Annotated in this window: 23 protein-coding genes; 8 read left to right on the forward strand and 15 right to left on the reverse strand. The window is 72.5% G+C overall.

All coding sequences use genetic code 11. From position 1 onward, the window contains the following. Positions 1-18 precede the first annotated feature (18 nt). A complete protein-coding gene (locus ASE15_RS05470; protein ID WP_082618229.1) occupies positions 19-2805 on the reverse strand; it encodes a DNA translocase FtsK in 2787 nt (928 codons plus the stop codon). Positions 2806-2942: 137 nt separating this feature from the next. Between ASE15_RS05470 and ASE15_RS05480 the strand changes: the two genes are divergently transcribed. Further along, positions 2943-3884, forward strand: coding sequence for an MBL fold metallo-hydrolase (locus ASE15_RS05480; RefSeq protein ID WP_056762035.1), 942 nt, complete (start codon positions 2943-2945; stop codon positions 3882-3884). A gap of 61 nt (positions 3885-3945) precedes the next feature. Here ASE15_RS05480 and ASE15_RS05485 read toward each other — a convergent pair whose 3' ends face one another. From ASE15_RS05485 to ASE15_RS05495, 3 genes are read right to left on the reverse strand one after another with little or no spacing between them, the layout of a single operon-like run. Further along, entirely contained in the window at positions 3946-4485 is a 540-nt protein-coding gene (locus tag ASE15_RS05485) for a hypothetical protein (RefSeq protein ID WP_056762037.1), read from the reverse strand. Positions 4486-4497: 12 nt separating this feature from the next. Continuing rightward, entirely contained in the window at positions 4498-4863 is a 366-nt protein-coding gene (locus ASE15_RS05490) for an Imm51 family immunity protein (protein WP_056648757.1), read from the reverse strand. Positions 4864-4911: 48 nt separating this feature from the next. Next, the gene (locus ASE15_RS05495) at positions 4912-5322 is read right to left on the reverse strand and encodes a hypothetical protein (protein ID WP_056648756.1); all 411 of its coding nucleotides are present in this window, start codon (positions 5320-5322) and stop codon (positions 4912-4914) included. 101 nt (positions 5323-5423) lie between these two features. On the opposite strand from ASE15_RS05495, the gene ASE15_RS05500 reads away from it, so the two are divergent. Further along, positions 5424-6065: a TetR/AcrR family transcriptional regulator gene (locus ASE15_RS05500; RefSeq protein ID WP_056762042.1), complete on the forward strand. Its 642-nt coding sequence runs from the start codon at positions 5424-5426 to the stop codon at positions 6063-6065. Positions 6066-6126: 61 nt separating this feature from the next. On the opposite strand, the gene ASE15_RS05505 is transcribed toward ASE15_RS05500, so the two are convergent. The 3 genes from ASE15_RS05505 to ASE15_RS05515 are packed head-to-tail and all read right to left on the reverse strand — an operon-like array spanning position 6127 to position 9338. After that, entirely contained in the window at positions 6127-7812 is a 1686-nt protein-coding gene (locus ASE15_RS05505) for a ribonuclease J (protein WP_056762045.1), read from the reverse strand. A gap of 29 nt (positions 7813-7841) precedes the next feature. After that, complete coding sequence (gene dapA, locus ASE15_RS05510) at positions 7842-8768, reverse strand: 4-hydroxy-tetrahydrodipicolinate synthase (protein ID WP_056762628.1); 927 nt, start codon at positions 8766-8768, stop codon at positions 7842-7844. A 9-nt stretch (positions 8769-8777) separates the two neighbouring features. Next, the gene (locus ASE15_RS05515) at positions 8778-9338 is read right to left on the reverse strand and encodes a hypothetical protein (protein WP_056762048.1); all 561 of its coding nucleotides are present in this window, start codon (positions 9336-9338) and stop codon (positions 8778-8780) included. Positions 9339-9727: 389 nt separating this feature from the next. Here ASE15_RS05515 and ASE15_RS05520 point away from each other — a divergent pair, with 389 nt between their 5' ends. The 4 genes from ASE15_RS05520 to ASE15_RS05535 all read left to right on the forward strand — a co-directional run bounded on the left by ASE15_RS05520 (position 9728) and on the right by ASE15_RS05535 (position 12936). Then, entirely contained in the window at positions 9728-11206 is a 1479-nt protein-coding gene (locus tag ASE15_RS05520; RefSeq protein ID WP_056762050.1) for an NAD-dependent succinate-semialdehyde dehydrogenase, read from the forward strand. Further along, positions 11203-12033, forward strand: a complete 831-nt coding sequence (locus tag ASE15_RS05525; RefSeq protein ID WP_082618230.1) for an AzlC family ABC transporter permease — start codon at positions 11203-11205, stop codon at positions 12031-12033. Before ASE15_RS05520 ends, ASE15_RS05525 begins: the two co-directional genes overlap by 4 nt. Further along, positions 12033-12353: an AzlD domain-containing protein gene (locus ASE15_RS05530; protein ID WP_056648748.1), complete on the forward strand. Its 321-nt coding sequence runs from the start codon at positions 12033-12035 to the stop codon at positions 12351-12353. The genes ASE15_RS05525 and ASE15_RS05530 overlap by 1 nt, the downstream gene beginning before the upstream one ends. Before the next feature lie 73 nt (positions 12354-12426). Further along, the gene (locus ASE15_RS05535; RefSeq protein ID WP_056762053.1) at positions 12427-12936 is read left to right on the forward strand and encodes a GNAT family N-acetyltransferase; all 510 of its coding nucleotides are present in this window, start codon (positions 12427-12429) and stop codon (positions 12934-12936) included. A 13-nt stretch (positions 12937-12949) separates the two neighbouring features. Here the strand turns inward: ASE15_RS05535 and ASE15_RS05540 are convergent, their stop codons facing one another. The 7 genes from ASE15_RS05540 to ASE15_RS05570 form a co-directional block, all read right to left on the reverse strand. Continuing rightward, positions 12950-13414, reverse strand: coding sequence for a hypothetical protein (locus ASE15_RS05540; protein WP_056762055.1), 465 nt, complete (start codon positions 13412-13414; stop codon positions 12950-12952). Then, positions 13411-14220, reverse strand: coding sequence for a 4-hydroxy-tetrahydrodipicolinate reductase (dapB, locus tag ASE15_RS05545; protein ID WP_082618231.1), 810 nt, complete (start codon positions 14218-14220; stop codon positions 13411-13413). The genes ASE15_RS05540 and dapB overlap by 4 nt, the downstream gene beginning before the upstream one ends. A gap of 93 nt (positions 14221-14313) precedes the next feature. Continuing rightward, on the reverse strand, positions 14314-15639 hold the full coding sequence (locus tag ASE15_RS05550) for a pitrilysin family protein (RefSeq protein ID WP_056762057.1): 1326 nt from the start codon (positions 15637-15639) through the stop codon (positions 14314-14316). A gap of 1 nt (position 15640) precedes the next feature. Beyond that, positions 15641-17869: a polyribonucleotide nucleotidyltransferase gene (locus ASE15_RS05555; protein WP_056762058.1), complete on the reverse strand. Its 2229-nt coding sequence runs from the start codon at positions 17867-17869 to the stop codon at positions 15641-15643. A gap of 223 nt (positions 17870-18092) precedes the next feature. Then, positions 18093-18362 (reverse strand): 30S ribosomal protein S15, encoded by a 270-nt coding sequence (rpsO, locus tag ASE15_RS05560; protein WP_056648736.1) that lies wholly within the window; start codon positions 18360-18362, stop codon positions 18093-18095. A gap of 134 nt (positions 18363-18496) precedes the next feature. Beyond that, positions 18497-19126 carry a response regulator transcription factor gene (locus tag ASE15_RS05565; protein WP_056762059.1) on the reverse strand — a complete coding sequence of 210 codons (630 nt, stop codon included), beginning with the start codon at positions 19124-19126 and terminating at the stop codon, positions 18497-18499. Then, the gene (locus ASE15_RS05570) at positions 19126-20481 is read right to left on the reverse strand and encodes a sensor histidine kinase (RefSeq protein ID WP_056762629.1); all 1356 of its coding nucleotides are present in this window, start codon (positions 20479-20481) and stop codon (positions 19126-19128) included. Before ASE15_RS05570 ends, ASE15_RS05565 begins: the two co-directional genes overlap by 1 nt. Positions 20482-20670: 189 nt before the next feature. Here ASE15_RS05570 and ASE15_RS05575 point away from each other — a divergent pair, with 189 nt between their 5' ends. Beyond that, the gene (locus ASE15_RS05575) at positions 20671-21780 is read left to right on the forward strand and encodes an ABC transporter permease (protein WP_056762060.1); all 1110 of its coding nucleotides are present in this window, start codon (positions 20671-20673) and stop codon (positions 21778-21780) included. A gap of 86 nt (positions 21781-21866) precedes the next feature. Beyond that, the gene (locus ASE15_RS05580; protein ID WP_056762061.1) at positions 21867-22589 is read left to right on the forward strand and encodes an ABC transporter ATP-binding protein; all 723 of its coding nucleotides are present in this window, start codon (positions 21867-21869) and stop codon (positions 22587-22589) included. A gap of 46 nt (positions 22590-22635) precedes the next feature. Here ASE15_RS05580 and ASE15_RS05585 read toward each other — a convergent pair whose 3' ends face one another. Beyond that, on the reverse strand, positions 22636-23166 hold the full coding sequence (locus tag ASE15_RS05585; RefSeq protein WP_056762062.1) for a flavodoxin domain-containing protein: 531 nt from the start codon (positions 23164-23166) through the stop codon (positions 22636-22638). Positions 23167-23231: the final 65 nt, after the last annotated feature.

The raw sequence follows: 23231 nt of genomic DNA on the forward strand, positions 1-23231 counted from the left end.
CACCAGGGGGCCGCAGGCTCAGCGCTCGCGCCAGTCCGCCTCGTCGCCCGCGTCGTCGTGGTACTCCTGCGCGACGGGCGGCATGTGCCCGTCGGCGCCGTCCGAGTAGTCGCGGCCGTTGCCCGCCGGCGCGCCACCGCCGCCGCCCTGGCCGTCGTAGACCCCCGGGTCCGGCTCGCCGCGCAGCATCGCGAGCGTCGCGGGCAGGTCCTCGGCCGTGAGCATGACCTCGCGCGCCTTGGACCCCTCGGAGGGGCCGACGATCTCTCGCGACTCGAGCAGGTCCATGAGCCGCCCTGCCTTGGCGAACCCGACGCGCAGCTTGCGCTGGAGCATCGACGTCGAGCCGAACTGGGTCGTGATGACGAGCTCGGCGGCCTGCAGGAGCAGGTCGAGGTCGTCGCCGATGTCCTCGTCGACCTGCTTCTTGGTCGCCGCCGCGGCCGCGACGTCGGTGCGGTAGGAGGGCTTGAGCTGCGCCTTGACGTGCTCGACGACCGCGTGGACCTCGCTCTCGCCGACCCACGCGCCCTGGACGCGGATGGGCTTGGCGGCCCCCATGGGCAGGAAGAGCGCGTCGCCCTGCCCGATGAGCTTCTCGGCGCCCGGCTGGTCCAGGACGACGCGGGAGTCCGCGAGCGAGGACGTCGCGAACGCGAGGCGTGAGGGCACGTTGGCCTTGATGAGACCCGTGACGACGTCGACCGACGGGCGCTGCGTCGCCAGGACCAGGTGGATGCCGGCGGCCCGGGCGAGCTGGGTGATGCGCTGGATCGAGGCCTCGACGTCGCGCGGGGCGACCATCATGAGGTCGGCGAGCTCGTCGACGACCACGAGCAGGTACGGGTAGGTCGCGATCTTGCGCTCCGAGCCCGGCAGCGGCTTGACCTTGCCCGCGCGCACCGCGGTGTTGAAGTCGTCGACGTGCTTGTAGCCGAACGTCGCGAGGTCGTCGTACCTGGCGTCCATCTCGCGCACGACCCACTCGAGGGCCTCGGCGGCCTTCTTGGGGCTCGTGATGATGGGCGTGATGAGGTGGGGGATGCCCTCGTAGATCGTGAGCTCGACGCGCTTGGGGTCCACGAGGACCATGCGCACCTCCTCGGGCGTGGCCCGCATGAGGATCGAGACGATCATGGAGTTGATGAAGCTCGACTTGCCCGCGCCCGTGGCGCCCGCGACGAGGATGTGCGGCATCTTCGCGAGGTTCGCGACGACGTAGCCGCCCTCGACGTCCTTGCCGACGCCCATGACCATGGGGTGCTCGGTGCGGCGCGCGACCGAGGAGCGCAGCACGTCACCCAGCACGACCGTCTCGCGGTCCGTGTTGGGGATCTCGATGCCGATCGCGGACTTGCCCGGGATGGGCGAGAGGATGCGGACGTCGGCCGAGGCCACCGCGTAGGCGATGTTCTTGGAGAGGTTCGTGATGCGCTCGACCTTGACCGCAGGCCCGACCTCGACCTCGTACCGGGTCACGGTCGGGCCACGCGTGAACCCGGTGACCTTGGCGTCGATCTCGAACTGGTCGAACACGCGCGTGAGGGACTCGACCACGCGGTCGTTGGCGGCCGAGCGCACCTTGTGGGGCGCGCCCTTGACCAGGTCGTCCTCGGAGGGCAGCACGTAGACCGTGTCGCCGTCGAGCATGGGCTGGACCCCGCGCGGGACCGGGTTGTTGGGAGGAGGCGGGGGCGGGGCGGTGGGCGACGCGGCGGTCCGCCCGACGGCGGGGATCACCTGGGTGGGCAGGTCGCCGAAGTCCTCGTGAGCGTCGGGGGGCGCGGCGGCCGCGGCCGCGGCCCGGCGGGAGCGGGCCGTCTTGCGCGCGGCCTCCTCCTCGGCCTCGAGCATCGCCGCACGCTCGAACGCCTCGTCGCCGACGTAGCCGCCGTCGAGCCGCTCGCGCTCGGCGGTGTCCGCGTCCCGCTCGGCCTTGGTCTTGCGGGTGCGCCCGGTGCGCTTCTTGCGCGGCGCGGTCTCGTCGGTCCCGTCGTGGCGCGAGACGCCGTCGGCCAGCTGGAGGCCGTCCGGGTCGGTGCCGTCCTCGCCCTCGTGGTGGTTGCCCGTCAGGCGGTCGTAGATGCCGCGCAGGCGGCTGGGGATCGCGTGCACCGGGGTCGCGGTGACCACGAGGATCCCGAAGAACCCGAAGAGCAGGAAGAGCGGCACCGCGAACCAGTGCGTGAGCCCGGTCTGCACCGGCGTCGCGAAGAGGTAGCCGATCACGCCGCCCGCGTCCTGGACGGCCGCGAAGCCGTCACGGGGGGCGGGCAGGTCCTCGGCGATGTGCACGAGCGAGCAGACCGAGACCACGATGAAGGTCAGGCCGATCGCGACGCGCGAGTTCGCCTGGGAGCGCTCGGGATGACGCATGATCCGGACCGCGAGCCACACGAGGAGGACCGGCAGGGCGACCGCGGCCACGCCGAAGACTCCTGCGGCGACCGCGTGCACCGCGGTGCCGAACGCGCCGGAGATCCCCCACCACTCACGGGCCGCGACGATCACGGCGAGCGCCAGGAGGAGGAACGCGACGCCGTCGCGCCGATGTGAGGGGTCCAGCTCTCTTGCTCCCTTACCGATACTGCGTGCGACCGCGCCGACCGCGTGCGCACATCCCAGCCACAGCCCGCGCACCGCGCGGACCGGCCAGGGGGCGGGTCGACGACCCGCCTGCGAACCCGTCGGAGCGCGTGACGCGCTCGTAGGGCCCCCCGATCTCCTGGCCGTCGAACCACGTGCCGTGGTCTTCGTGCGGGAGGTCGCGGGCCGTTTCGCCGAGGTGGACGTCCGGGTCGCCATAGTAGGCACCACGGTACCTGCGCACGGGTGTTCGAGCGCGCACCTGGGGCGTGCGTGTCATGTGACGTGCACGGTCCCTGGCAGGCTCACCCGCCCCGCGCTCGCCGTCCGCCGCGCACCGGGGGCAGGATCGGAGCATGACCTCCACTCCCCTGGCCCCCCGCGAGCTGCACGAGATCGCCGACGGCGTCCACGTCGCGACCGCCGAGATCTGGACGAGCATCACGACGGTCGTCGTGTCCCAGGACGGGCGCGCCCTCGTCGTGGACCCGGGCATCACGGTCGAGGAGGTCGAGTCGCTCGCGACCGCGCTCTCGCGCCGGGGCTGGCGGGTCACCGCGGGCTTCTCGACGCACCCGCACTGGGACCACGTGCTGTGGTCCCGCTCGCTGGGCGACGTCCCGCGGTGGGCCTGCCCGACGGCGGTCCGCGCCCAGGAGCGCAGCCTCGCCGAGGACCTGACGAAGGTCGAGCGAGAGGCGCCCGGGCACGACCTCGCGCTGTTCGGCCGGCTCACGCCCCTCCCCTCGACCGCAGCGGACTCCTCGACCGTGGGCGCCTCGTCCGGCACGGTCCGGCTGCCGTGGCCCGCCGCGCCAGGGGGCGCGACGGCGTCGGACGCGACGACGACTGCCCACGGCGGTCCGGGGGCGGGCGAGCCGGTCGTGCTCGTGGTCGAGCACCAGGCGCACGCACCCGGACACGGCGCCCTGGTCCTGCCGGGAGCGGGCGTGATCGTCGTGGGTGACATGCTCTCGGACCTCGAGGTCCCGCTCCTGGACCTCGAGTCGCCCGACCCCGTGGGCGACTACCGCGCGGGCCTCGATACGCTCGAGCACGCGATCTCCGAGCACGGCGTGCACACCCTCGTCCCGGGTCACGGGCACGTGTGCACGGGCAGCGACGCGATCTGGGAGCGGTTCGGGGCGGACCGGGCCTACCTCGACGACCTGGAGGCGGCCGCCGCCGACGACACGGACGACGCCGGCGCCTCGGACGACCTCCGCGTCACGGGCGAGTGGGTCGTGGGCGAGCACCGCAGGCAGCTCGCCCACCTGCGCCGGGCGCGGTCGGCGTAGCGCGCCCAGGACCCACCCGAGCACGGCCGGGCACCACGCGTGCGACTCCCGCGACGCCCGGTCAGCCGTCCGTCCGCGCCGGGGTCAGGCACTCGAGGTCGGCCGGCGCCCGCTCGACGAACGGCCCGCTGAGCTCCCTCACCCGCGGCAGCGCGTCGGTCAGCGAGGGCCCCAGGAGGGTGAGCGCGTCGAGACCAGTGCTGCACCAGACCGCGAGCTCGCCGTCCGTCCGCGTCGACGGGTCCCAGAGCAGCGCGTCGCCGTTCTCGCTGAACGCGAAGACGACGAGCCGCCGGGCGACCGGCCAGTCCCCGTCGGGCTGGACCATCCAGTCGAACCCCTCGGCCTGACCGTCCTGGTAGGTCGCACGGAAGCGGTCGGTGAGGTGCGCGGCGCGGTGCTGCCACCCGTCGGCGTACCCGTCGCGCGCCGGCGGGTACACGAGCCAGAGGCCGAACAGGCGGCAGAACCCGGCACGGCTCACGAGCCGACGGTAGGAGGGCGGGAACCCCTCGCCGTCCTCGAAGCGGTGCGCGTCGAGCAGGTCGACCGACACCGCGCCGAGGGCCGGCACCCCGGTCAGGGAGAGCTGGTCGGCCACGACGACGGCCCGTCAGTCGTCGAGGCCGAGCTCGACCGACCGGGTGAGGGCCGCATCCAGCGCCGCGTCGTCGGCGACGATCCGCGACAGGTGCCGGGCCGCGACCAGCAGCGCGTCCAGGTCGGTGCCGTAGACGCTCACCATGCCGCCCTCCGGGTCGAACCCGACCGCCTCGAGGGTCTCGGGCGACTCGTCCGTGAGCACGGCCTGGAGCGCCCCCGAGAAGTCGTACCCCGACCCCTCGACGCCGTGCCGCTCGAGTGCCTCCTTGTGCTGGAGGTACTCGGGACCGCCGGGCGAGTAGATGATGCTCGAGCTCGAGTCGTGGGTCACCAGGAGGACGGGAGCGAGGCCGGAGAAGTCTGCTGAGGTTGCCATGGCCGCGATGCTAGCGACCCGCACCCACACGAGCACGGACCCGAGGACCTACGCGACCAGCAGGCCCACCCCGAGCGTCACGACCCCTGCGGCAACGGCGATCGCCCCGGCAGGCAGCAGCACGACCCACCGGTTGGGCGCCCCACGCCCCGCACCGGTCGCGGACAGGAAGAACCCGCCGGGCAGGAGGATCGCCCCGACGAGGACGCCCACCCCCGCTACCCAGTTCCAGAAACCAGTGAGCGCGGTCGCCTGGCTCAGCACGAGGCACAGCAGGCCCAGGATCACGAGCACCCCCGCGTGCGCGTGCCCCGCCCGGAAGAACGAGGTCTGGAAGGGCGTGGCCGGAACCTTGCCCGTGACGACCTTGACGAGGAAGTACCCGCCGGACTCGATCCCGACGATCGTCAGGAGCACGATCCCGGCAGTGATGCGGACGGCGTCAGTGAGCTCGAGCACGAGGGCCTCCCCTGGTCGGCCGAGCGGGCTCGGCGGAATTTACGAACACTGTTATAGAACACCGTTCGCAAACCCACGTCAAGAGTTCTAGACTCCTGTCCGTGGCCAGACCCCGACTTCACGACGACTCCCTGCGCGCGTCCCTGCTCGACGTCGCCTCGCAGCAGATCTCCGAGCACGGCGAGTCGGCGGTCACGGTCCGTGGGGTCGCACAGGCCGCGGGGACCAGCGCGTCCGCGGTCTACGCCCTCTTCGGCAGCCGCGAGGAGCTGGTCGCCGCGGTGAGCGTCGAGGGCTTCCGGCGCTTCGCGGTGCACCTGGGTTCCGCACCGACGACCGGCTCGCCGACCGACGACCTCCTGACCCTGGGCCTCGCCTACCGGACCAGCGCGCTGGCCGACCCCCACTTCTACCGCGTGATGTTCGAGGGCCCCGCAACCGCCGGAGGCGCGATCCCGGCCGTCGCCGAGCCGACGTTCGACGTCCTGCGGCAGGCGGTGGCGCGGGTGCTCGAGGCCGCCTCACGAGAGGGCAGCAGTACCCCACCACCCCGGCAGGCCCTGCAGGCTGCCGTCGAGGAGGCCTCGTTGGTCCTGTGGGGCCTCGTCCACGGACTCGTGAGTCTCGAGCTCGGTGGTCTGCTGCCCGGGGGTCCCGAGACGTCGGCGAGGCGCTACGAGCGGGCGATTCTCGCCGTCGGGCCACCGCTGCTGCGGGACGCTCCCTCCCTCTCTGCCCCCTGACGACGAGGGGCCCGCCCTCCCGCAGAGCGGGAGGACGGGCCCCCCTCGGACGATCGGGCGACTACGCCTCGACGACGACCGGGACGATCATCGGACGGCGACGCAGGCGGTTGGAGACCCAGCGCCCGACCACACGGCGCATGACCTGCTGGAGCTGGTGCACGTCCGTGGCACCTCCCGCGATCGAGTCCTCGAGGGCCTGCACGACCTGGGGACGGACGTCCTCGAACACCGCGTCGTCCTCGGCGAAGCCGCGCGCCAGGATGTGCGGGCCCGCGATGACCTTGCCCGTCGCGGAGTCGACCACGGCGAACAAGGAGATGAAGCCCTCCTCGCCGAGGATCTGACGGTCCTTGAGCTCGGCGTCCGTGAGCTCCCCGACGCTCGACCCGTCGACGTACACGTAGCCGCACGGGACGGCGCCCACGACCGAGGCCTTGCCGTCGACGAGGTCGACGACCACGCCGTCCTCCGCGAGGATCACGCGGTCGGCGGGCACGCCCGTCTTGACCGCGAGCGCACCGTTGGCCACGAGGTGACGGACCTCGCCGTGCACCGGCATGACGTTCTTGGGCCGCAGGATGTTGTAGCAGTAGATGAGCTCGCCCGCGCTCGCGTGGCCCGAGACGTGCACCTTGGCGTTGCCGCCGTGCACGACGCGCGCGCCGAGGCGCGTCAGGCCGTTGATGATGCGGAAGACAGCGTTCTCGTTGCCCGGGATGAGCGACGAGGCGAGGATCACGGTGTCGCCGTGGCCGACCGAGACCTTGTGGTCGCCGTTCGCCATGCGCGACAGCGCGGCCATGGGCTCGCCCTGCGAGCCGGTGCACATGAGCACGACCTCGTCGTCCCGCAGCGAGTCGACCTTCTTGAGGTCGATCAGGACGCCGTCCGGCACCTTGAGGTAGCCGAGCTCGGCCGCGATGCCCATGTTGCGGACCATCGAGCGTCCGACGAGCGCGACGCGGCGACCGTGGTTGTGCGCAGCGTTGAGGACCTGCTGGACGCGGTGCACGTGCGAGGAGAACGACGCGACGATGATCCGCTTGTCGGACGCACCGAACACACTGTCCAGGACGGGGCCGATCTCGACCTCGGGGGTCACGAAGCCCGGGACCTCGGCGTTGGTCGAGTCGACCATGAACAGGTCGACGCCCTTCTCGCCCAGGCGCGCGAACGCGCGCAGGTCCGTGACGCGGCCGTCGAGCGGGAGCTGGTCCATCTTGAAGTCACCCGTGTGCAGGACCGTGCCCGCGCCCGTGGTGACCGCGACCGCGAGCGCGTCCGGGATCGAGTGGTTGACCGCGACGAACTCGCAGCTGAACGGACCGAACGCGACCGTCTCGTCCTCCTTGACCACGCGGGTCACGGGGGCGATGCGGTGCTCCTTGAGCTTGGCCGAGATGAACGCGAGCGTGAGCTGCGAACCCACCAGGGGGATGTCGCGGCGCAGGCGCAGCAGGTAGGGCACGGCACCGATGTGGTCCTCGTGCCCATGGGTCAGGATGATCGCCTCGATGTCGTCGAGGCGGTCCTTGATGTAGTCGAAGTCCGGCAGGATGAGGTCCACGCCGGGCTGGTTGTCCTCAGGGAAGAGGACGCCGCAGTCGATGACGAGCAGACGTCCGTCGTACTCGAGGACGGCCATGTTGCGCCCGATCTCGCCCAGTCCGCCGAGGGCGACGATGCGCAGAGCGCCGGTCTGCAGAGCGGGGGGTAGGGACAGTTCGGGGTGAGGGTGGCTCACGGGGCCTCCTGGCTTGTTGTTCAGCTTGTTCAGCGTGGCCGCGGGGTCACCGGGTCCAGCAGGCCGGAGGCCTCCAGACCGGCGCGGACGACGGCGACCTCGTCGTCCGTGGCTGCGACGTACGGCAGCCTGAGGTATCGGTTCTCGGTGACTCCGAGGAGCTGGAGCGCAGCCTTGGCCATGACGGCCTGGAAGCCCGCTCCGTTGATGGCGTCGATCGTGGGGGTGACGGAACGGAAGGCCGCGAGGGCCGCCGCGTTGTCACCGGCGTCGAACGCCGCGACGACCTGGGCGAAGCGCGAGCCGACCACGTGCGCCGCCACGGAGACGATGCCGGACGCGCCGTGCGCGAGGAACGGCAGCAGCATGGCGTCGTCCCCGCAGTACCAGGCGAGGCCGGTCGACTCGATGAGCTTGGCCGCGGTGTAGACGTCGCCCGTCGCGTCCTTGTTCGCGACGATGCGCTCGTGCGCCGCGAGGCGCTCGATCGTGGCCGGGGCGATGCGAACGCCCGAGCGGCCCGGGACGTCGTAGACCATGACGGGCAGCGGCGTCGCGTCGGCGACGGCCGTGATGTGGCGGTACAGCCCTTCCTGGGAGGGGCGGGAGTAGTAGGGGCTCACGACGAGGAGCCCGTGCGCACCGGCCTCCGCGGCCTGCTCGGCCATGCGGACGGCGTGCTGGGTGTCGTTCGAGCCGGCCCCGGCCACGACGTGCGCGCGGTCCCCGACCGCGTCGACGACCGCGCGGATGAGCTCGGCCTTCTCCGGTGCGTGCGTCGTGGGAGACTCCCCCGTGGTCCCGCTCAGGACCAGACCGTCGTTCCCGTTGTCCACGAGGTGCTTGGCGACCTTGACCGCTGCGTCGAGATCGATCTCTCCGGCGAGGGTCATCGGGGTGACCATCGCGGTCAGGACGGCGCCGAACGGTCGCGCCTGCGTGGGGGGAAGTGCCATGTGCACAAACTACCGCGCGCGAGGCCGAAACGGCGTGTCGGTCCACCGGTCGTGCTGGTCACGGACGGAAGGTGCCGGATCGGCGACCGGGTCCTCGGCGACATCGCTTCTCGCCACGAGGAGCTGTCTCATCCCCACCAGGTACGGCATCCCTTCTCGTTCAGCACGCATCGCGAGGTCCCGGAACAGGATGTTCTCGTCGGTCTCGCTCGGACGGGAGAGGAGTTCGACATCGCGCACCTGCCGTCCGTGGTGGAGGAGCACGTCATCGAACGACACGGGCCCACCCTCGGCATCGGACCGCCCTTCCGCCCAGACCAGGTCGACCTCGATCGCCGCCAGCATCGCACCGACGGCGGATTCACGATCTCCGGAGACGACCGAGCCGAGCGCCAGCACCGCCGCCGAGACCGACTCGACGACCAGCCCTTCCACCAGGCCGAAGTCATCGGCACGGTGGATCGACTCGAGGTCGCTCTGCGCCAGGTCGACCGCGTCCTCGACCGTGCGCAGGAGGCCTTCCCTCGAGGCGCCGGGCCTCGCGCGGAGCACACGCCAGGCCTGGACCATCGCGTCGTGAGCGAGCCCGTGCCCCGTGGCGCCGAACGGGCCTTCTGAGTACGCCTGATAGACCGGAAGGGTCCGGTGAGCGGCCGCCAGAGCGAGCGCGTTCGTCCTCCCCAGGGGAAGCCGTTCACCAGCGCCTCGGAGAACGTCGATCTGTTCCGTTGTCAGCACCGGGCTCCACTCCCTAGAACGCACGTCCCCGGCTGGCGCACGACCTGCCGAGGTGAGCAGGACGATAGGGTCGGGCGAGCTCTGAGGACAAGTCCTGGCGATGCCCCCACGCGATACGGCTCCGGGAACCCGTACGTCGGTCCGGCCACTGCACTCCGCTTGCGCGACACCTCCTGCGTCATCTCGATGCAATCCGCTGCCCGGCGCGTGATACTCGAACCATGTCTCCCGCCACTCCTGCCCTGTCCCCCGCCCTGGTCTCGCACCTGCCGACCGGGCTGCTGATCGGTGGCCAGTGGGGCCGGGCCGAGGGCGGCCGCACGTTCGAGGTCGCCGATCCTGCGACCGAGGAGGTGCTGTTCGACGTCTCGGACGCGAGCCCCGCCGACGGCCTGCGCGCCCTGGAGGCCGCGCACGCCGCCGCCCCGGCCTGGCGCGCCGTCGCACCGCGCGAGCGCTCCGAGCTGCTGCGTGCGGTCTTCGCGACGCTCGTCGCCCGCGCCGACGACGTCGCAGCGCTCATCACGGCCGAGTGCGGCAAGCCGCTCGCCGAGGCCCGGGCCGAGGTCGTGTACGGCGCCGAGTTCCTGCGCTGGTACGCCGAGCAGGCCGTGCGCACCGACGGCCTGGTCCGCACCGCTCCGAGCGGGGCCAACCGGCAGCTCGTCTCGCGGCGCCCCGTGGGTCCCGCGCTGCTCATCACGCCGTGGAACTTCCCGATCGCCATGGCCACGCGCAAGATCGGCCCGGCGCTCGCCGCGGGCTGCACAGTCGTCATCAAGCCCGCGCACCTCACGCCGCTCACGACGTCCCTGGTCGCCGAGATCATCCGTGGCCACCTGGAGGACCGCGGCCTGCCGACCGGCGTGGTCAACGTCGTGCCGACGTCGTCGGCCGCCGAGGTGACCACGCCCCTGCTCGCGGACCCCCGCCTGCGCAAGCTCTCGTTCACGGGGTCCACGGGCGTGGGCCGCACGCTCCTCAAGGGGGCCGCGGACCAGGTCCTGCGGACCTCGATGGAGCTGGGCGGCAACGCGCCGTTCCTCGTCTTCGCGGACGCCGACCTCGACGCCGCGGTCGAGGGTGCGCTGGTCGCCAAGCTCCGCAACACGGGCCAGAGCTGCGTGGCGGCCAACCGCTTCCTGGTGCACGACGCCGTCGCCCGCGACTTCGGTCAGCGCCTCGCCCTCGCGTTCGCCGACCTGCGCGTGGGGCCGGGCGCCGAGGAGGGTGTGCAGGTCGGGCCGCTCATCGAGCGCAAGGCGGTCGACAAGGTCGACGAGCTGGTGTCCGTCGCGTCCGACGAGGGCGCCCAGGTGCTCACGGGCGGGGACCGGCCGCGATCGCCCGGTCACTTCTACTCCCCCACGGTCCTGACCGGGGTCGACGCGGGATCGCGCGTGGTCACCGAGGAGATCTTCGGCCCGGTCGCCCCGATCGTCGCGTTCGCCGACGACGACGAGGGCATCGCCCTGGCCAACGACACCGAGTACGGCCTCGCGGCCTACGCGTACACGCGCGACCTGGCGCGCGCGATGCGGGTCGGCGAGGAGGTCGAGGCCGGGATGATCGGGATCAACCGCGGCCTGGTCTCGGACGCGAGCGCGCCGTTCGGCGGCATGAAGCAGTCCGGGCTCGGGCGCGAGGGCGGCGAGGCGGGGCTCGAGGAGTACCTCGAGACCGTGTACGTCGCGCTGTGACCCCTGAGGACCGCCTCGAGGTACGCGCCGCCGTCCGGCAGGCCGTGTCCGTCTCGATCGCCACCGGGCTCTACGGCATCTCGTTCGGGGCCCTCTCGGTCGTCGCAGGACTGGACCTCGCGCAGACCATGGTGCTCAGCCTGCTCCTGTTCTCGGGCGGCTCGCAGTTCGCGCTCATCGGGGTCGTGGCCTCGGGCGGCACCTCGGGCGCGGCGATCACCACGGCGGGGCTGCTCGGCCTGCGCAACACCCTCTACGGCGCCCAGCTCTCGCCGCTGCTCGCGCTGCACGGCTGGCGACGGGTGCTCGCGGCCCACCTCACGATCGACGAGTCGACCGCCGTGGCCACGGCCCAGAAGAGCCGCGCCGCGTTGCGCGCGGGGTTCTGGTGGACCGGGATCGGCATCTTCGTCGTCTGGAACCTGCTCACGCTGATCGGGGCGCTCGCGGGCGACGCCATGGGCGACCCCAAGGCCTGGGGGCTCGACGCCGCGGCCGGGGCGGCCTTCCTCGCGCTCCTGTGGCCCCGCCTCGCGAGCCGCGTCATGCAGCTCACCGCGGCACTGGCCGTGGTCGTCGCGGTCGCGCTGCTCCCGTTCGTCCCGCCGGGCATCCCCGTCCTGGCCGCGGGGGCCGTGGCGATCGTGATCGGCCAGGTCGCGCGTCAGCCCCGCCAGCCCGTCACCGTCACGGAGTACGTGCCCGACGGCGCAGCGAACGTCCCGCAGGACGGCGGCGGCGAGCAGACGCCCGGCTCGTCCGACCCGGATGACCCGGGTGACGTGGGTCGCCCGGGTGGCCCGTCCGACCGCACCGAGGAGCCCTGATGTCCGACGCCGCCCTGTGGGCCACCGTGGTCGCCGCCTCGCTCGTGTGCCTGGGCCTCAAGCTCGCCGGGCACCTCATCCCCGAGCACTGGCTCGCGTCCGACCGCGTCTCGCGCACCGCGGCCCTGGTCACGGCGTCCCTGCTCGCGGCGCTCGTCGCGGTCCAGACCGTCGGGGACGGGCAGGGCATCGCGATCGACGCCCGGCTGCCGGCGCTCGGCGTCGCGGCCGTCGCGCTCGCCCTGAGGGCCCCGTTCCTGCTCGTCGTGGTGCTCGCGGCCGCGACCGCCGCTGGGCTGCGGGCGCTCGGGTTCCCCTGACGGCGAGGCGCGTCGACGAGCCCGCCGGGCCGCTCGCCGCGGCCGGGCGCCCCGCTCCGGTAGGGTCTGGCGAATGGCTCTCTTCAGCGAGGCGGCAGACGTCTCGGTCCGTCCGGCGGTCCCCGGTGACGAGGTCGCGGTCACCGCGATCCAGATCGAGTCCTGGCGGTCCGCGCACGGCGACGTGCTGGGCGCGGCGGTGATCGACGCGCTCGACGTCCCCCGGATGCAGGAGCAGTGGGCAGGGGCGGTCTCAGCCCCGCCCGGTCCGGGCTTCGCGGTGCTCGTCGCCCTCGCCGCGGACCGGATCGTCGGCTTCGCGGCCGTCTCCCCCGGCCAGCTCGTCGCGCTCGAGGTACAGCCGTCCCACCAGCGGTCCGGGCACGGGTCGCGGCTCCTGTCCGCGGCCGTCGACAGGTTGCGTCAGGACGGCTCGGAAGAGGTCGTGGCCTGGATCCTCGACGGCGACTCCGCGCGCGAGCAGTTCCTCGGTGGAGCGGGCCTGGGACCCGACCACCGCACCCGCACGCTGGCCACGGGCCTGCGCGACGTCGTCGAGCACCGGTGGAGCGCGTCGATCTGAGGCGCGCCTCAGACTAGCGCGGGGCCTTGCGCTCGGCGCGGTACATGCCCGCGGCCTTGCGCAGCATGGCGCGGGCCCGCTTGCGGTCCCCCGACGCGTCGTACGCGAAGGCCACGTGGTACCAGGAGCGCCAGTCGTCGGGGTGCTCCTCGGCGCGGGCGCGGTGCTCCTCGAACGCGGCGTCCGCCGCGGCACGGTCGATGCGGCCGCCCGGCGAACGCGGCAGGTCGTCGACGGGCAGCTCGTCCGCGGCCGCCAGCTCGTCGGCCATCTTCTGGACCGTGACGGCGAGCCAGAACTCCCACGCGATGAGGCCGATCACGAGCAGCGGGATGAGCAGGACGCCGATCCCGATCGCGATCCCCACCGGCTCGCCTGTGCTCACGAGCCCCCGGGCACGGCCCAGGATCGCCCACACGTAGATCGCGAGCAGGGCCGTGACGACCACGGCACCGATCAGGCCCTTGCGGTTCCTCACGAGAGGTCCATGACGTTCTCGAGCCCGACGGTCAGGCCCGGGCGCGAGACGACCTCGCGGATGCCGAGCAGGACGCCCGGCATGAACGACACCCGGTCGAACGAGTCCTGGCGGATGATCAGCTGCTCGCCCTCGTTGCCGAAGAGGATCTCCTCGTGCGCGACCAGGCCGCGCAGGCGCACCGCGTGCACCCGGACCCCGTCGACGTCGGCACCGCGCGCCTCCCAGCCCGACTCGGTCGCGTCGGGGCTCGCCCCCAGGCCCGCTGCCGCGCGCGAGCGGGCGATCGCGTGGGCCGTGTGCGTGGCCGTACCGCTGGGCGCGTCGACCTTGTTCGGGTGGTGCAGCTCGATGACCTCGGCCGACTCGAAGTAGCGCGCGGCCTTGGCCGCGAACGTCATGGCCAGGACCGCGGACAGGCCGAAGTTCGGAGCGATGAGCACGCCCACGCTCGTGCCCTCGGCGGCCCGGCGTCCCAGGTGCGCGATGAGCCGACCCCGGCTCTCGTCGGTCCAGCCCGTGGTGCCCACGACCGCGTGGACCCCGAGGTCGATCAGCGCGTGCACGTTGTCCTCGGTGACCGAGGGGACCGTGAAGTCGACCGCGACCTGGGCCCCGGCCGCCGCGACCTGTGCCAGGTCGTCCCCGGCGTCGATGCGCGCGACCAGCTCCATGTCCGGTGCGGCCTCGACCGCCGCGCACACCGTGGCCCCCATGCGCCCGGCCGCGCCCAGGACGGCGACCTTGAGGAGCGTCGAGCCTGCGGGCTGCGGGGTGGACTGGGGAGCGCTCTGGCCTGGGGTCACGTCGTTCGAAGTCACCCGACAACCCTAGCCGCAACGCGAGGAGGGCCGGTGCGCGTGATGCGCACCGGCCCTCCTGACGTCACCTGTCGAGACTCAGTCTCCGAAGGGACCCACGCGCACGGTCGAGCGCGGGCGGGAGGCGAGCTCCTCCGCGAGCTTGCGCACGTCGTCGGACGTCACGGAACGGATCCGTTCGAGCGACTCGGCCACGCTCAGCAGCTCGCCGAACACGAGCTCCGACTTGCCCAGGCGGCTCATGCGCGAGCCCGAGTCCTCGAGCCCCAGCACCAGTCCGCCCGAGAGCTGACCGATGCTCCGGTCGAGCTCGGCCGCCGTGATACCCGACTCGGCGAGCTTCTCGAGCTCGCTCGTCATGAGCTCGGTGACCTGGTCGACCTTGGAGGGCGCGCAGCCTGCGTACAGGCCGAACGTCCCGATCCCGCCGTGACCCGACGCGAACGAGTACGTCGAGTACGCGAGCCCACGCTTCTCGCGGATCTCCTGGAAGAGCCGCGAGCTCATGCCGCCACCGAGCACGGCGCTGAGCACCGAGAGCGTGAAGCGGCGGTCGTCGGTCGCGGACAGGCCCGTGCCACCGATGATGACGTTGGCCTGCTCGACGGTCCGGCGGATCGTGAGCTCGACGGCCTCCGTCCCCACGCCCTGCACGTCCGCGTTGTCGCGGCGCGTACGCGGGGTGCCGGCAGGGTCGAGGTCCCAGCCACCGGTCGTGAGCGCGGTCGCGACCTGCTCGCACAGCGTGTCGTGGTCGACGCCACCGGCCGCGGCGACGACGAGCGTCTCCGGGCGGTAGTGCCACTGGTAGTGCTCCCAGACGGCGCTGCGCGGCACGGCGTTGATGGTGTCCGGCGTGCCGCCGATCGGGCGCCCTAGGGGGTGCCCGCCCAGGACGGCCTGCGCGAACTCCTCGTGCACGACGTCCGAGGGGTCGTCGTCGTTCATCGCGAGCTCTTCGAGGATCACGCCTCGCTCGGTCTCGAGCTCGTCCTCGTCGAGGCGTGCGGAGGTCACCATGTCGGTGATGACGTCCACGGCCATCGGCAGGTCGGAGTCGAGCACGCGAGCGTAGTAGCAGGTGTGCTCCTTGCCCGTCGCGGCGTTGGCCTCACCGCCGACGGCGTCGAACGCCTCGGCGATGTCCATCGCGGACCGGCGTGCAGTTCCCTTGAAGAGCAGGTGCTCGAGGAAGTGCGTGGAGCCGAAGTGACCGTCGGTCTCGTCGCGCGAGCCGACGCCGACCCATGCTCCGACGGTCGCCGAGCGCAGGCCCGGCATCGACTCGGTGAGGACCCGAACCCCGCCGGGCAGGACGGAGCGACGGATGGTCGCCCCGTCCTGCCCGGCGGTCAGCTCACCCTCGGGCGAGCCCGAGGGGACGAGCGGAAGGTTCCAGGGCACGTCAGGCGTCGTCCCCGGCAGGTGCCTCGGCGTCGGCGGGCGCGTCGGTCTCCTCGACGACCGCGTGCAGCGACAGCTTGCCGCGCGGGTCGATCTCGCCGATCTCGACCTGGACCTTCTGGCCGATGGACAGCACGTCCTCGACGTTCTCCACGCGCTTGCCACCGACGAGCTTGCGGATCTGGCTGATGTGCAGCAGACCGTCCTTGCCCGGGGACAGCGAGATGAAGGCGCCGAACGACGTGGTCTTGACGACCGTGCCGACGAAGCGCTCGCCGATCTCGGGGACGTGCGGGTTGGCGATCGCGTTGATCGCCGCGCGGGCGGCCTCTGCAGAGGGGCCGTCGGTGGCACCGATGTACACGGTGCCGTCGTCCTCGATGGAGATGTCCGCGCCCGTCTCCTCCTGGATCTGGTTGATCATCTTGCCCTTCGGGCCGATGACCTCGCCGATCTTGTCCACGGGGACCTTGACCGCGATGACGCGAGGAGCGTTGGGGCTCATCTCGTCGGGCACGTCGATGGCCTCGTTGAGGACCTCGAGGATGGTCAGGCGCGCGTCGCGGGCCTGGGTCAGCGCGCCGGCCAGGACCGAGGCGGGGATGCCGTCGAGCTTGGTGTCGAGCTGGATGGCCGTGATGAACTCACGCGTACCGGCGACCTTGAAGTCCATGTCGCCGAACGCGTCCTCGGCGCCGAGGATGTCGGTCAGCGCCGCGTAGCGGGTCTCACCGTCCACGGTGTCGGAGACGAGGCCCATCGCGATGCCCGCGACCGCTGCGCGCAGCGGCACACCAGCGTTGAGGAGCGAGAGGGTCGAGGCGCACACGGAGCCCATCGAGGTCGAGCCGTTGGACCCGAGGGCCTCGGAGACCTGACGGATCGCGTAGGGGAACTCCTCGCGGCTCGGGAGCACCGGGACGATCGCGCGCTCGGCGAGGGCGCCGTGCCCGATCTCGCGACGCTTCGGGCTGCCCACGCGGCCGGTCTCGCCGGTCGAGTAGGGCGGGAAGTTGTAGTTGTGCATGTAGCGCTTGCGCGTCTCCGGGGAGAGCGTGTCGAGCTGCTGCTCCATGCGGAGCATGTTCAGCGTGGTGACACCCAGGATCTGGGTCTCGCCGCGCTCGAAGATCGCCGAGCCGTGGACGCGGGGCAGGACCTCGACCTCGGCGGACAGGGTGCGGATGTCCGCGAGCCCACGACCGTCGATGCGGAAGCCGTCCGTGAGGATGCGCGCGCGGATGAGCTTCTTCTGCACCGAGCGGTACGCGGCGGAGATCTCCTTCTCGCGGCCCGCGAAGTCACCGGCGAGCTCGGCCTGGACCTCGGCCTTGATCTCGTCGAGACGGTTCTCGCGGTCCTGCTTGTCGGCGATGCTCAGGGCCTCGCCCAGGCGGGCCGACGCGGCGGCCTCGACCGCGGCGTAGGTGTCGTCCTGGTAGTCCGGGAACGTCGGGAAGTCCTGCACGGGCTTGGCGGCCTTGGCCGCGAGCTCCTGCTGCGCCTCGACGAGAACGCGGATGAAGGGCTTGGCGGCCTCGAGGCCCTCGGAGACGACCTCTTCGGTCGGGGCGCCGACGCCCTCGTTCTTGATGAGGTTCCAGGAACCCTCGGTGGCCTCGGCCTCGACCATGGTGATCGCGACGTCGTCACCCACGACACGGCCGGCGACGACCATGTCGAAGACGGCGCGCTCCTTGTCGGAGTACTTGGGGAACGCGACCCACTGGCCGTCGATCAGGGCGACGCGGACGGCGCCGATGGGGCCGGAGAACGGCAGGCCGGACAGCTGCGTCGAGATCGACGCGGCGTTGATGGCCAGGGTGTCGTACGCGTCGTCCGGGTGGATCGCGAGCACGGTGATGACGACCTGGACCTCGTTGCGCAGGCCCTTGACGAACAGGGGGCGCAGCGGGCGGTCGATCAGGCGGCAGGCCAGGATCGCCTCGGTCGAGGGGCGACCCTCACGACGGAAGAACGAACCGGGGATCTTGCCGGCGGCGTACTGCCGCTCCTCGACGTCCACCGTCAGGGGGAAGAAGTCGAACTGGTCCTTGGGGTGCTTGCCGGCAGTCGTGGTCGACAGCAGCATGGTCTCGCCGTCCAGGTAGGCGGCTGCGGAGCCACCGGCCTGACGCGCGAGGCGTCCGGTCTCGAACCGGACGGTACGGGTTCCGAAGCGACCGTTGTCGATCGTTGCTTCGGTGAATTCGATCTCGGGACCCTCCACGGGTGCCCTCCTCACTCTCGAAGTGCCGCCTTCGGTGCCTGTCGAGGGTGCATCCACTCGACGCTCGGCGGTCTTCGATCGAGGCTCACGGTCTTCCCGCTCGAGGCGGGTTCCGGGGGCCACTACCGAGGACCGAACGAAAGGCTGGCGGCGTGGGTTTCTTACGGGTACATCACACCGGACCAGCCCGGTCCCTGGTGGGACCGGGCTGCGTCAGGGAGTGTCAGCGACGCAGACCGAGGCGCTCGATGAGGCTGCGGTAGCGGTTGATGTCGACCTTCTGCAGGTAGCCGAGGAGACGGCGACGCTGGCCGACGAGGAGAAGCAGGCCACGACGGCTGTGGTGGTCGTGCTTGTGCTCCTTGAGGTGCTCGGTGAGGTCCTTGATGCGCTGCGTCAGCATCGCGACCTGGACCTCGGGCGAACCGGTGTCGCCCTCGCTCGTGGCGAACTCGGTCATGATGCGCTGCTTGGTGGCAGTGTCGAGGGGCACGGCTCTCCTTGTAGTGTTCGTTGCGCGGCGCCTCAGGGCTAGATCCCTGGGCTCTTCGGCAGGCTGACCAGCCTCCGCGGCCGTTCTGACGGCGCCCATAGTCTAGCAGGGTTGGCTCGGGGACGGTCCCGGCCTCAGTCGCGCAGCAGCCCTTGCCGCCGCGCCTCGGCCACGGCAGCCGTGCGCGAGTCGACGCCCAGCTTCTCGTACACGTGCACCAGGTGCGACTTGACGGTCGCCCTCGACAGGAAGAGCTCACGCGCCACCTCGTCGTTGGACAGGCCCTGGGACACGAGCCCGAGCACCTCGAGCTCGCGCAGCGACAGCGAGACGCCGGGGGCGCGCATGCGCCCGAGCAGGCGCCGCTGCACGCTGGGCCCGAGCGCGACCTGCCCGGCCGCGGCCGCGCGGATCGCGGCGGTCAGCTCGTCGGTCGGGGCGTCCTTGAGCAGGTAGCCCGTGGCGCCGGCCTCGATCGCGGCGAGGATCTCCTGGTCGGAGTCGTAGGTCGTGAGGATCAGCACGGGCGGACCGCCCAGGCGGACGACCTCGCGCGCGGCCTGCGCGCCGCCCATGCGCCCGTCGCCGAACCGCAGGTCGAGCAGCACGACGTCGGCCTCGAGCCCCGCCCCCACGCGGCGCACGAGCTCCTCGGCCGTGGCCAGCTCGTCGACGACCTCCATGTCGCCCTCGGCGTCGACGACGGCCCGCAGGCCCGCCCGGACCACGGGGTGGTCGTCGGTCAGCACGACGCGGATGGTCATCAGGCCTCCTGGGGGTCGAGCGGGAGGTGGACCGCGAGCGCGGTGCCCTCGCCGGGCGAGGTCTCGAGCGAGAAGGTCCCGCCGAGCTCGGCGACGCGCGAGCGCATCGCCGTCAGGCCGAAGCCCGAGCGGGTCGCGGGCGTGTCGCCCGCACCGGGCTCGCCGTCCCCCTGCCCGACGGCGGAACGCGCGTCCCGGGTCGGGTCCGGCACGGCGGCGGCCCGTCGGGCGGCCCCGACCCGGCGCGGGTCGAACCCGTGACCGTCGTCGACCACGTCGAGCGCCACTGCGTCGCCGAGGAAGCTCAGCGTGACCGCGGCTCGCGAGGCCCCCGCGTGCTGGACGACGTTCGCGAGCGCGGACTGCGCGATGCGCAGCAGCGCGGTCTCGACCGGCACGGGCAGCGGGCGGGCCTGCCCCGAGGCCTCGACCGTGACGGTCAGCCCTCCCCCGGCTGCGAGCGCCGTGCGGTCGGCAACCCGTTCGAGCGCACCCACGAGCGTCGCGGACTCGAGGTCGGCGGGCGCCAGGTCACGCACGAAGCGTCTCGCCTCGGCCAGGTTCTGCTGCGCGGCGAGCCGCGACTGGGTGACGTAGCCGCGCGCGGCGCGGGCCGCCGTCGGGCCGGGGGCTCCTGGGGCGAACGCCCCCGGCGCCACGACCTCCTCGAGCGACGAGTCCGCGGCGCGCAGCAGCAGCTCGATCGACGAGAAGCCCTGCGCGAGCGTGTCGTGGATCTCGCGCGCGAGGCGTTCGCGCTCGGTCGCGACCGCGGCCTCGCGCTCGGACGCCGCGAGGTCCGCGCGCGTGCGGACCAGGTCGTCGATGAGCTCCTGGCGTCCCTGCGACTCGCGCACGATCGTCTCGAAGCCGAGCACGACGGCGATCGCGACGAGCCCGCCGAACGTCGGGCCCAGGATCGAGCCCACGAGCTGCTGCCCGCCCAGGATCGCGCCGCCGATCGCGCACGCCGTCGTCGCGGCCACGGCCACGATCCCGCGACGCGGACCGAGCACGTGCATCTCGAGGAACATGAGGGGGAACGCGATCCACAGCGCGACCGGGGTCAGGAGCAGCAGGAGGGCCCACCCCACGATCAGGGCCGCGACCCACGCTCCCGTCGGCCACCAGGCGCCGCGCGGTGCGTCGACCGCGGTGTCGCGCACGTTGATCCGCGAGCGCCCGACGCCGTACACGGCCAGGAGCGCCAGGCCGCACGCGAGCGCACACCACGCCCCGGCGTCCAGTCCCCCGGTGCTCAGGGCCTCGGCCCAGCGGGACCCGACCGCGAGCCCCACGAGGGCCACGAGGAGCACGTCGAGCGCGATCTGGAGCCCGAGGGCTGCGGAGATCACGGCGCGAGGCTTCACATCGCCACCCTAGCGACGTGGCGGGTGCGACGTGCCGCGGGCGATCCATCGAAAGGTTGATCCTCGGACCCACCCTGCGGCCACCGGAGACCGTCCACGGGCCCGATCCGCGCGGGGCCCGACGGCGGGAGGCTGGACGCAGATCGAATCCACGCCGACCACCGGAGGCTCTTGATGTTCGTCGCGCTGCGCGACCTGCGCTTCGCCCGGGGACGCTTCGTCCTCATGTCCACCGTCATCGTCCTCATCACGTTCCTCGTGGGCTTCCTGGCCTCGCTGACCGCGGGCCTGGCCCGCGCGAGCACGTCGGGCATCACCGACCTCCCGGTCGACCAGCTCGCGTTCACCGTGACCGACGGTGCTGACCCCAGCTTCACCGAGTCCCAGGTCGACGCCACGCAGTGGGACGCCTGGGCCGCGGTCGACGGCGTCGACTCGGCCGAGCCCCTGGGCATCGCCACGACGCGCGCGTCGGTCACCGCGGGCGCGGACGGCGAGACCGGCACCACCGCGGCCGTCACCGCGTTCGGAACGCGCTCGGGCTCGGGCCTCGTGCCCGACGGCGTCGAGGCCGCCCCCGGCACCGTGCTGCTGTCGAGCGGCGCGGCCGACGACCTGGGGGCCCAGGAGGGCGACCAGCTCGCCCTGGGGTCGCTGACCCTGACCGTCGCGGGCGTGCTCGACACCCAGGCCGACTTCTCGCACACGCCCGTCGTCTGGATGGACCTGACCGACTGGCAGACCGTCGGCGCGCGCGGCGGCGGAGCGTCCGGTGACGAGGTCGCCACCGTCGTCGCGATCACCGGGGACCCGAGCGGCTCCGCGCTCGCCGCGGCAGAGACCGAGACCGGCACCGCGGCCCTCACGCCCATGGGCGCACGCGCCGCGGTCAGCTCGTTCTCGGCCGAGAACATGTCGCTCACCATGATGCAGGGCTTCCTGCTCGCGATCTCGGCCCTCGTCGTGGGCGCGTTCTTCACGGTCTGGACCATCAACCGGGCCGGCGACGTCGCGGTGCTCAAGGCGCTCGGCGCCTCGACCTCCTACCTGCTGCGCGACGCGATCGGCCAGGCGCTCGTCCTACTCGTGCTCGGCGTCGGCGTCGGGACCGCGCTCGCGGCCGGGGCCGGGGCGCTCGCCGCCCAGGTCATGCCCGTCGTCGTCTCCCCCGCCACGACGCTCCTGCCCGCGCTCATCCTCGTGGTCCTCGGGACGGTCGGTGCTGTTGCGGCGATCATCCGGATCACGCGCATCGACCCGCACGCGGCGCTCGCGGCCCGCTGAGGCGCCTGCCCGCCGGCCGCTCCTGCGGCGCTCGCGACGGCTCCCCCGCGTCTCGTTCCTGAAAGCTCGCTCCTGAAAGGCACACCATGGACCTCACCCTCGACCACGTCACGCTCGTCTACCCCGACGGCGAGTCGACCGTCACCGCGGTCGACGACGTCTCCCTGACCGTCCCCGCCGGGACCACGACCGCGGTGCTCGGCCCGTCGGGCTCGGGCAAGTCGAGCCTGCTCGCCGTGGCCGCGACGCTCACGACCCCGACCGCGGGCCAGGTGCGCATCGGCGACGACGTCGTCAACGCTCCCGCAGGCGGGGCCGCGGCCGGGTCGGCCGTGTCCTCGGACGCGGCGCGGCTGCGGCGCGACCGGATCGGGATCGTGTTCCAGCAGCCGCAGCTCATCGCCTCGCTCACGGCGCTCGAGAACCTCGAGCTCATGAGCCACCTGCGCGGCGAGCGGCCCTCGACGCACCGCGACCGGGCGCTCGAGCTGCTCGACGCCGTCGGGCTCCGCGACGTGGCCGCCAAGCGGCCCGGCCAGCTCTCGGGCGGTCAGCGTCAGCGCGTCGCTATCGCCCGCGCCCTCATGAACCACCCCGAGGTCCTGCTGGTCGACGAGCCCACGTCGGCGCTCGACCACGCGCGCGGCGTCCAGATCATCGAGCTCGTCACGCGACTGACCCGCGAGACCGGCGCAGCGACAATCGTCGTGACCCACGACGAGGCGACCCTCGACACGGTCGACGCACGGGTGCACCTGGCGGACGGGCGGCTCGTGGGGGCGGGTGAGGCTGCGGTGGCGCGGGCCTGAGGGACGCAGCGTCCCGCGCGCGCTCCTACCGCCCGGGAGAGGCGTGTCAGGAAGTGCTCTGCCGCGCGAGCAACGCCGTCCGACCGAGCTCGCGCCCCCACTCGCGGGCCCGCTCGACCTCGCCCGGGCACAGCGGCCCCTCCATGCCCTCGACGTAGAACGAGTGCGGCGAGTCGGCAGGCGACAGACCGTGTCGGCGGGCCACCCGGTCGGCCGCGCGGGCAGCACTGCCCGGTAGGTGCTTGACGGCCTTCACACGGGTGTCGAACGTCGCGCCGAACCGTCCGGAGGCATCGTCCGCGAGCGCGTCGAGCCACTCGCGGATTCCCCGTTCGACCGTCGGGTTCCCGGGCCGTCGACCGGCAGCCTCCTCGCGCGAGGCGAGCCGCGACATGCCGAACGCGTGCGTGGGACCACCGATGACGATCAGGTCGGCCCCGAGGACGTCGTCTCCCGGCGCCGCCGTCGAGATCTCGACCGTCCGCACGTCCACCTGCTCGGACAGCCCCTCGGCCACCGCCCGCGCGATCTCGGCGGTGTTCCCGAACATCGACTCGTAGATCACGACTGCTTCCATGGCTCCGACTCCTGTCGTCAGTTCCAGGCTGCCTGCGGAGCACCACCGCCGCCAGGACCTTTGGT

Source organism: Oerskovia sp. Root22, from assembly GCF_001429135.1.
GTDB lineage: Bacteria > Actinomycetota > Actinomycetes > Actinomycetales > Cellulomonadaceae > Oerskovia > Oerskovia enterophila.

Excerpts from the sequence above, each read along its gene's own strand:
- ASE15_RS05470 (WP_082618229.1), bottom strand. The coding sequence starts at position 2,805 with ATGGCGACCCGGACGTCCACCTCGGCGAAACGGCCCGCGACCTCCCGC.
- ASE15_RS05480 (WP_056762035.1), top strand. The coding sequence starts at position 2,943 with ATGACCTCCACTCCCCTGGCCCCCCGCGAGCTGCACGAGATCGCCGAC.
- ASE15_RS05490 (WP_056648757.1), bottom strand. The coding sequence starts at position 4,863 with ATGGCAACCTCAGCAGACTTCTCCGGCCTCGCTCCCGTCCTCCTGGTG.
- dapA (WP_056762628.1), bottom strand. The coding sequence starts at position 8,768 with ATGGCACTTCCCCCCACGCAGGCGCGACCGTTCGGCGCCGTCCTGACC.
- ASE15_RS05515 (WP_056762048.1), bottom strand. The coding sequence starts at position 9,338 with ATGGTCCAGGCCTGGCGTGTGCTCCGCGCGAGGCCCGGCGCCTCGAGG.
- ASE15_RS05520 (WP_056762050.1), top strand. The coding sequence starts at position 9,728 with ATGTCTCCCGCCACTCCTGCCCTGTCCCCCGCCCTGGTCTCGCACCTG.
- ASE15_RS05530 (WP_056648748.1), top strand. The coding sequence starts at position 12,033 with ATGTCCGACGCCGCCCTGTGGGCCACCGTGGTCGCCGCCTCGCTCGTG.
- ASE15_RS05535 (WP_056762053.1), top strand. The coding sequence starts at position 12,427 with ATGGCTCTCTTCAGCGAGGCGGCAGACGTCTCGGTCCGTCCGGCGGTC.
- ASE15_RS05565 (WP_056762059.1), bottom strand. The coding sequence starts at position 19,126 with ATGACCATCCGCGTCGTGCTGACCGACGACCACCCCGTGGTCCGGGCG.
- ASE15_RS05575 (WP_056762060.1), top strand. The coding sequence starts at position 20,671 with ATGTTCGTCGCGCTGCGCGACCTGCGCTTCGCCCGGGGACGCTTCGTC.
- ASE15_RS05580 (WP_056762061.1), top strand. The coding sequence starts at position 21,867 with ATGGACCTCACCCTCGACCACGTCACGCTCGTCTACCCCGACGGCGAG.
- ASE15_RS05585 (WP_056762062.1), bottom strand. The coding sequence starts at position 23,166 with ATGGAAGCAGTCGTGATCTACGAGTCGATGTTCGGGAACACCGCCGAG.